Annotated in this window: 9 protein-coding genes; 6 read left to right on the plus strand and 3 right to left on the minus strand. The window is 41.0% G+C overall.

Going from position 1 to position 7,920, the window contains the following annotated elements; all coding sequences use genetic code 11:
• Positions 1 to 53: 53 nt before the first annotated feature.
• From rsmB to def, 3 genes are read right to left on the minus strand one after another with little or no spacing between them, the layout of a single operon-like run.
• Positions 54 to 1,349, minus strand: coding sequence for a 16S rRNA (cytosine(967)-C(5))-methyltransferase RsmB (gene rsmB, locus CXF89_RS04435; RefSeq protein ID WP_024593219.1), 1,296 nt, complete (start codon positions 1,347 to 1,349; stop codon positions 54 to 56).
• The gene (fmt, locus tag CXF89_RS04440) at positions 1,342 to 2,295 is read right to left on the minus strand and encodes a methionyl-tRNA formyltransferase (RefSeq protein ID WP_121953918.1); all 954 of its coding nucleotides are present in this window, start codon (positions 2,293 to 2,295) and stop codon (positions 1,342 to 1,344) included. The genes rsmB and fmt overlap by 8 nt, the downstream gene beginning before the upstream one ends.
• A gap of 24 nt (positions 2,296 to 2,319) precedes the next feature.
• Positions 2,320 to 2,823, minus strand: a complete 504-nt coding sequence (gene def, locus CXF89_RS04445) for a peptide deformylase (RefSeq protein ID WP_007584168.1) — start codon at positions 2,821 to 2,823, stop codon at positions 2,320 to 2,322.
• Between the two features lie 118 nt (positions 2,824 to 2,941).
• Here def and CXF89_RS04450 point away from each other — a divergent pair, with 118 nt between their 5' ends.
• The 6 genes from CXF89_RS04450 (at position 2,942) to hemF (ending at position 7,889) form a co-directional block, all read left to right on the plus strand.
• On the plus strand, positions 2,942 to 4,060 hold the full coding sequence (locus tag CXF89_RS04450; RefSeq protein WP_010555159.1) for a LysM peptidoglycan-binding domain-containing protein: 1,119 nt from the start codon (positions 2,942 to 2,944) through the stop codon (positions 4,058 to 4,060).
• 31 nt (positions 4,061 to 4,091) lie between these two features.
• Positions 4,092 to 5,183, plus strand: coding sequence for a DNA-processing protein DprA (gene dprA, locus CXF89_RS04455; RefSeq protein ID WP_121953919.1), 1,092 nt, complete (start codon positions 4,092 to 4,094; stop codon positions 5,181 to 5,183).
• A 1-nt stretch (position 5,184) separates the two neighbouring features.
• On the plus strand, positions 5,185 to 5,658 hold the full coding sequence (locus tag CXF89_RS04460) for a DUF494 family protein (protein WP_010555161.1): 474 nt from the start codon (positions 5,185 to 5,187) through the stop codon (positions 5,656 to 5,658).
• Positions 5,659 to 5,772: 114 nt separating this feature from the next.
• Positions 5,773 to 6,348, plus strand: coding sequence for a DNA topoisomerase family protein (locus tag CXF89_RS04465; protein WP_121953920.1), 576 nt, complete (start codon positions 5,773 to 5,775; stop codon positions 6,346 to 6,348).
• 25 nt (positions 6,349 to 6,373) lie between these two features.
• Complete coding sequence (locus tag CXF89_RS04470; RefSeq protein ID WP_004335153.1) at positions 6,374 to 6,937, plus strand: L-threonylcarbamoyladenylate synthase type 1 TsaC; 564 nt, start codon at positions 6,374 to 6,376, stop codon at positions 6,935 to 6,937.
• A 1-nt stretch (position 6,938) separates the two neighbouring features.
• Positions 6,939 to 7,889, plus strand: a complete 951-nt coding sequence (gene hemF, locus CXF89_RS04475; RefSeq protein WP_121953921.1) for an oxygen-dependent coproporphyrinogen oxidase — start codon at positions 6,939 to 6,941, stop codon at positions 7,887 to 7,889.
• The last annotated feature ends 31 nt before the right edge of the window (positions 7,890 to 7,920 follow it).

Raw genomic sequence — 7,920 nt, forward strand, 5'->3', positions numbered from 1 at the left:
AAAAAATAGCCATTTAATGTTTCATAAATGGCTAACTATTTAGTGTACGGCTATTAGGCTTTTTTAACTAGCTTAGCGTAATAAAATCCATCACTTTCACCGGGCAGTAACTGCAAACCAGGAGTTGTTACGGTATCATTTTCGTGTAGAGGTATATGTTCTACATCATCGTTATTAGCTAAAAACTTAGCAACTTGCTGTTGGTTTTCTTGTGGAAGAACCGAACACGTAGCATATACCAATGTGCCACCTGGTTTTAACAGTGGCCAAATGCTATCAAGAATATCGTTTTGTAACTTAGATAAGTCTTCGATATCTGATGCGCGACGTAACCATTTTATATCAGGGTGACGGCGAATTACACCAGTGGCTGAACAAGGCACATCAAGCAAAATACGATCAAATAATTTTTCGTCCCACCAAGTATGTGGTTGTGAGGCATCGCCACATTGAAGGTCTGCACCTAAGCCAATACGAGTTAAGTTTTGCTTAACGCGTTCAAGGCGAGTTGAGTCGCTATCAAGTGCAAGTACATCAGCATCAGCAAGCTCTAATATATGACACGTTTTTCCGCCAGGTGCTGCACAGGCATCTAAAATATAGTCATCTGCTTTAGGTTCTAAAAAGCGGGCTGCCAACTGTGCTGCAGCATCTTGTACTGAACATGCACCTGTATCAAACTCAGGCAACGAAAATACATCACGTGGTTTGGCAAGCTTAATCCCATCAATAAAATCAGGGTTTAAGGTGTGTTCAATATCGTTAGCGCTAAGCATGTCGCTGTATTCTTGCGTGCTAAATTGAGCTTGATTTACACGAAGCCACATTGGCGCTTGTTGCTGGTTTTCTTCAAGTAGTGCTTCCCAACTATCTGGGTAGGCTGTTTGCACCTGTTTAATAAACCAATTTGGATGGTTGTATAAACATACCGGAATAAGCTTCGCTTTTTCTTCAAGCTCTGCTTGTTGGCGCTGAAAACTACGTAAAATGGCGTTTATCAGCCCTTTTAATCCTAAAGCGCGCAGTTGAGCCAGTGCGTTTACAGTTTCTGAAATTGCAGCATGTGGTGGTACGCGCATATGCTGCAGTTGATAAATACCTACGTATAATAAAAACTGAAATATTCTACGTTTACCTTTTAATGGCTGCTCTACTAAGTGTTGGCAGTAATTTTCAAGGCTCGGTAAGTAGCGTAAAACGCCATAACAAATTTGCTGTAGCAACGCTTTATCTTTAGGCGGCAGGCCTTGGCTTGCAAATGGAAGTTCTTGATTAAGCGATGCGCCTTTATCAACTACGTTATATAAAGTTTCAGCGGCCAGCGCTCGTACGTTTGGAACATTACTCATTGTTTTCGCCTAATATTGTGCCAGGGGTAACCCAGTCACTACGACCATTTAAAAAGTCGTTAATTGCCATTGGTTTTTTACCTTGCGGCTGTAATTGCGTAATACATAAAGCGTGTTCGCCACACGCCACTACTACGCCATTTTTGTCGCTTGATAAAATTTGCCCAGGATCACCTGATTGCAGCACAACCTGCGCTTGATAAATCTTTACTGTTTGCCCACCCATTTGGGTAAAGCACACTGGCCATGGATTAAAAGAGCGAATGTTTCGCTCAATTTGCAGTGCACTCATTGACCAATCGATATTAGCTTCCTCTTTAGAAAGCTTTTTAGCGTAGTTAGCAAGTTCATCATTTTGAGGTTCAGGGGTGATCTCGCCATTAGCTAATTTATTAATGGTTTCAATTAACGCGTCTGGACCTAGCTCAGCAAGCTTTGTATATAAACTAGCGCTAGTTTCTGTCGTGCTAATAGGGCAGCGACGTATATGTAGCATATCGCCGGTATCTAGCCCTTCATCCATTTGCATTATTGTTACGCCGGTTTGTTCATCACCTGCCCAAATTGCGCGTTGAATAGGTGCAGCGCCGCGCCAGCGCGGTAATATAGAGCCATGCACATTTAAACAACCCAAACGTGGGGCTTCTAATATAGCTTTAGGTAAGATTAAGCCATAGGCTACAACAATCATAATGTCGGCATTTAAGCTTGTTAGCTCTGCTAGTGCTTCATCATTTTTTAATGACTGTGGCTGAAAAACCGGTAAGTTGTGCTCAAGCGCTAGCGCTTTCACTTCACTGGCTTTTAATTTTTTACCACGACCAGCAGGGCGATCTGGCTGGCTATATACACCCACTATTTGGTGTTCGCTTTGTATCAGCGCTTGTAAATGACGTGCTGCAAAGTCCGGCGTACCGGCAAATATAATGCGTAATGGTTGAGTCACTGAGTTTTCCTAAGGTACTTATTACTAATCTGCAAATTTAGCTTCTTTTTCAAGCTTTTTACGAATACGTTGGCGCTTTAATGGAGATAAGTAATCAATGAACAGCTTACCTTGTAGGTGATCTAGTTCGTGTTGAATACAAATAGCCAGTAATTCATCTGCATCTAGTACAAACTCTTCACCGTTTTCGTTAAGTGCAGCGACTGTTACTGTTTCAGCGCGGTCTACTTTTGCATACGAGTTAGGTACTGATAAACAGCCTTCTTCGCTAACGGTAGAGCCGTCTTTTTTAATGATTTGTGGATTAATTAATACCAGTGGCTCGTCGCGCTCTTCTGATACATCAATAACAACGATTCGTTGATGAATATCTACTTGCGTGGCCGCAAGTCCAATGCCATTTTCATCGTACATTGTCTCTAGCATGTCTTTTACAATTTGGCGTACTGTGTCGTCAACTTGTGCAACATCTTTTGCTATAGTACGTAAACGTTCATCTGGAAATCTTAAAACTTCTAACCTAGCCATAGTTACCTTTTTCACTTGTGCTTAATTTAGGGTATTGTATGCTCTTATTTTAGCCATTCGCGTTCACCTTTAACAGGTTTTGGGCAATAATAATGAAAAAACAATACAAGGAAGCTCAATGAAATCTCCATTACTTGCAATCATGCTTACGTTAAGTGCTGCGTTTCCCGCAATTGCTGACGTGCTTAAAATAAAAAAAGATGCACCAAAACAGTATGTTGTAAAAAAAGGCGATACACTTTGGGATATTTCTGGCATCTATTTAGATGAGCCTTGGCTATGGCCTGAACTTTGGCAAATGAATCCACAAATTGACAACCCGCACCTAATTTACCCCGGTGATGCATTAGCGCTGATATACGATGCAGATGGAAACCCACGTTTAGTGATTAATAAAGGATATAGAAAGCTATCTCCTCAGGGTCGTATTACACCAAAAGGGCGTAATGCTATTACTACTTTGCCGCTTGAAATGATCAAACCGTATATCAGTTACGAGCAAGCAATGAATAGTGACGATATTAAAGGCAAACCTTATATTTTAGGTGCTAACGAAAATACTAAAACACAAACGTTAGGCCATATTTTATATGTTAAAGGCGACTTACAAGTACATAAGGCATATGCCATTTACCATAAAGGTGATCCTTACACTGATTTAACCGGTGAAGTGTTAGCAACGCGTGCATCTTACGTGGGTATCGCACGTGCGTTTAGAGCGGGTGATGAACACAATGGTGTGCCTTCGTCATTACGTGTTGAGTCTGTTAAACGAGAAATTCAGCAAGGCGATTTTTTAATGCCGGCAATGGAAGGTCAAATGCTTCCTGCGTACTTTAATATTCACCGTCCTTCTGAGCCCGTAACAGGGAATATTATTGCTTCCCCACGACAAGTTAGAGAATTCAGCACAATGGATGTTGTAGTGCTAAACTTAGGCAGTGAACAAAACATAGAAGCGGGTCATGTATTAGATCTAGAACGTCAATCGCCAACGGTTATTGATGGTCCTCGTGGCCCTCGTTACCCAGAAGATTCTAGTAAATACGAGAAGCTTTTATCTGATGTGAGCCAATTATTTGGTGATGAGTCTGACGAAGAGAGCACAACGTGGACTATGCCTAAAGAAAAAGTTGGCGAGCTAATTGTCTTTAAAGTGTATGACAAAATAAGTTATGCATTAATAACTAAAAACCAGCACCCAATTCGCATTGGAGATATTGCAGTTATTCATTAAGAAGTAGCGAGTCGGTGCTCTAGGAGAGAGCATGGATCAGTCATCTGGCAAGCTAGCCCACTGGCTTGCCTTTTATATGTGTAAAGGGTTGGGTATCAAAACCCTTTTAGCACTATCTACAAATTATTCCCTTGGGTCGTTATTCGACTTACCTCATGACAAGCTTTTACAGCTTGGATTAACCGCTAATCAGGCGAGTAATTTACTCAACACCAATTGGCAACAAGTCAGCCATTATGAGCAACTAATTACGCTGCACAACATTACGGTTGTCTGTATTTTTGATGCGCTTTATCCAGAAGATCTCCGACAGATTGCCAGTGCGCCTTTATTACTATTTTGTAGGGGAGATGTCTCGTTATTATCTACTCCACAAATTGCAATTGTAGGGAGTCGTAATGCCACACCTACCGGGCTTGAAATAGCATCAGAATTTGCATACGAGTTAACTTTAGCGGGTATTACAGTTACCTCAGGTATGGCACGGGGAATAGATGGAGCAGCACATAAGGGCTCTCTTGCTGGTACGGGTAAAACCATAGCGGTGCTTGGTACTGGGGTTGATATTTACTATCCCAAACGCCATAAACTATTAACAGACCAAGTTTTAGAAAGCGGTTTGCTGGTGAGTGAGTTCTTACCAGGCACAGCTGCTCATGCGCACAACTTTCCGCGCCGTAATCGTATTATTTCTGGGTTATCGTTAGGAGTACTTATTGTTGAGGCTGAAATTAAAAGTGGTTCGTTAATTACAGTACGCTATGCGCTTGAACAAAATAAAGAGGTATTTGCAGTACCGGGTTCTATTAAAAACCCGTTAGCGCAGGCAAGTCATTTTTTAATAAAGCAAGGTGCTAAACTGGTAGAAAACGTGGCTGACATTCTTGATGAGGTGAGTTTTACTTACGACAATAATGTATGTAATAAAGAGCAGCCGATTCAAGCCAATTCTCAATGTGAGGTTTTAAATAGTATTGGCTTTGAAGTAACCAGTGTAGATGACATTGTGCGTCGTGCGCAGTGGCCAATAGATAAAGTACTCAGTAGGTTGCTCGATTTAGAATTAGACGATCAGATTGAGCGAGTGTTAGATGGTTACATCAAGTTAAGCGCAGGAAGGTAATATGTTTGATATTCTTTTATATCTTTTTGAAAATTACATTCACAGCGAAGCGGATATATTTGCAGAGCAAAATGAATTAACCGATGAGCTACTGCGCGCGGGCTTTAATAAGCCTGAGATATTTAAAGCACTCGATTGGTTAGAGCAACTCGCCGATTTACAACACAGTGACGAGTCTCCTTATCTTATTACTAACCCTAAAGATGCTGTGCGTATATTTACCGATAGTGAATGCCAAAGGCTCAGTGCTGAGTGTCGTGGCTTTTTAATGTTTATTGAGCAAATAGGCGTAATTAACAATGTAACTCGTGAGATGGTAATGGACTGTTTAGCCTCACTAGATAAACCAACCATAAGCCTAGAAGATTTAAAATGGATTGTACTTATGATTTTGTTTAATGTTCCTGGCTCTGAAGAGGCATATGAGCAAATGGAAGATTTGATTTTTGATGAACCCAGCGAACTTCTTCATTAGAGATAATTATCTTAATTGTACTCAAATTACTTAAACGGATAAGCACGGCATTGCTTGTATCTTTAAGTGGTTTGGGTATATTAGGCGAAAATTCACTAACCTATTAGGATCACCATGAGTAAAATCGACCATTCGCTTTTCTCGGCGAACAAGCACGCCCTCGAAAAAGAATACGAGATATGCCCACAGTGTGGTTCAGAGTTAGTGATCCGCAATAGTAAATCAGGCCCTTTTTTAGGATGCGCAAGTTATCCCAAATGCGATTTTATTAGGCCGTTGGCACATCACGATAGTAACGAAATTAAAGTTCTTGAAGATTCAGCATGCCCGCAGTGCAGCAAACAGCTGGTGGTTAAAAATGGGCGCTACGGTATGTTTATTGGGTGTACGGGATATCCAGAGTGTCATTACATTGCTAACGAAAATGAAGAAAAACAAAGCGAAGACACTTTGCCAAGTTGCCCTAAATGCAAAAAAGGTCATTTAGTCGCGCGCAGTAATAAATTTGGTAAAGTATTTTATTCTTGTGATTGCTATCCAAGTTGTAAATACACACTTAATAATAAACCGGTTGAACACCCGTGTCCTGAATGTAACTGGCCTATCGTCATAGAGAGAAATATGGCAAACGGCACATTATTGCAATGCCCACAAAAAAGCTGCATGCATAAGCTCACCCCAACTGAATAACGTTTAATTATATCTGGAGACTACTTTGTCAGACCTTTCAAATACGCCCACTGCAATAACATGCTTAACGCAAGGCGAAGTTATTTTATACCCAACAGAAGCTGTATATGGTTTAGGTTGTGATCCAGATAATCAACAAGCCGTTGAGGCACTATTAGCTATTAAGCAGCGCCCAGTTGAAAAAGGGCTTATTTTAATCGCTGATAACTACGGACAATTATTAAAATACGTAGATGATGCAAAAATACCAATGGATAAACGCGCTGATATTTTTTCGAGTTGGCCTGCTGCAATTACATGGGTTATGCCTGCATCTAAAAATACGCCTAAATGGCTCACAGGGCAGTTTGATACCATCGCGGTAAGAGTAACAAACCATCCAACAGTAAAGCGTTTGTGCCAAGAGTTTGGTAAGCCACTGGTATCAACCAGTGCAAACTTAACCGGTCAAGAAACGGTAATTAGTATTGAGCAAGCCAAAGCGCAATTTGCAGAACAAGTTGGCTTTTACGTTGACGAGCCGTTAGGTGGTAATACTCAACCAAGCACAATAAAAGACGCCATGACTGGCAAAATATTTAGAGGTTAATATGCAAAGCGAATTATTAAATCAAGTAAAAGCATACTTTATGGCTTTGCAAGACACTATTTGCCAAGGTTTGGAGGCTGCAGATGGCAGTGCTAAATTTATAGAGGATAACTGGCAGCGAGCAGAAGGCGGTGGTGGTCGTACACGTGTAACCACAAATGGCGCTGTAATAGAGCAAGGCGGAGTTAATTACTCTCATGTATTTGGCGCTTCAATGCCAGGTTCTGCAACAGCACATAGACCAGAGCTTGCAGGACGCAGCTTCCATGCGTGTGGTGTGTCGTTAGTTATTCACCCTAAAAACCCTCATGTACCAACAAGTCATGCCAATGTGCGCTTTTTTATAGCCGAAAAAGAAGGCGAAGAGCCAATATGGTGGTTTGGTGGCGGATTTGATCTCACTCCTTTTTATCCAGTATTAGAAGACGTACAGCATTGGCATCAAGTTGCTCACGACATTTGTGCGCCATTTGGTAGTGAAGTTTATCCAAAATATAAAACATGGTGCGACGAGTATTTTTATTTAAAGCACAGAGACGAGACGCGCGGAGTAGGCGGTTTGTTTTTTGACGATTTAAACGAACTTGGTTTTGAAAAGAGTTTTGCGTTTATGCAATCGGTGGGTAATGGATTTTTAGATGCCTATTTACCTATTATTGAACGTCGCAAAAATGACGAATACACAGAACAACAACGTGATTTTCAGCTTTATCGTCGCGGACGTTATGTAGAGTTTAATTTAGTATGGGATAGAGGCACTTTATTTGGATTACAAAGTGGCGGGCGCACTGAGTCTATATTAATGTCTATGCCACCACTTGCACGCTGGGAATATAACTATAAACCAGAGCCAAGTAGCCCAGAAGCTAACCTATATCAGTATTACTTACGCCCGCAAGAGTGGCTAACTAGTAAACCAAGTGAGCTGATAGCCAGAGAATGGCAATTATAACAATTACACAGTAATCAAAAAGGCGCTAATT

The sequence above is a fragment of the Pseudoalteromonas sp. MelDa3 genome (assembly GCF_002863625.1).
GTDB lineage: Bacteria > Pseudomonadota > Gammaproteobacteria > Enterobacterales > Alteromonadaceae > Pseudoalteromonas > Pseudoalteromonas arctica.

Excerpts from the sequence above, each read along its gene's own strand:
- CXF89_RS04460 (WP_010555161.1), top strand. The coding sequence starts at position 5,185 with ATGTTTGATATTCTTTTATATCTTTTTGAAAATTACATTCACAGCGAA.
- hemF (WP_121953921.1), top strand. The coding sequence starts at position 6,939 with ATGCAAAGCGAATTATTAAATCAAGTAAAAGCATACTTTATGGCTTTG.
- def (WP_007584168.1), bottom strand. The coding sequence starts at position 2,823 with ATGGCTAGGTTAGAAGTTTTAAGATTTCCAGATGAACGTTTACGTACT.
- rsmB (WP_024593219.1), bottom strand. The coding sequence starts at position 1,349 with ATGAGTAATGTTCCAAACGTACGAGCGCTGGCCGCTGAAACTTTATAT.
- CXF89_RS04450 (WP_010555159.1), top strand. The coding sequence starts at position 2,942 with ATGAAATCTCCATTACTTGCAATCATGCTTACGTTAAGTGCTGCGTTT.
- dprA (WP_121953919.1), top strand. The coding sequence starts at position 4,092 with ATGGATCAGTCATCTGGCAAGCTAGCCCACTGGCTTGCCTTTTATATG.
- CXF89_RS04465 (WP_121953920.1), top strand. The coding sequence starts at position 5,773 with ATGAGTAAAATCGACCATTCGCTTTTCTCGGCGAACAAGCACGCCCTC.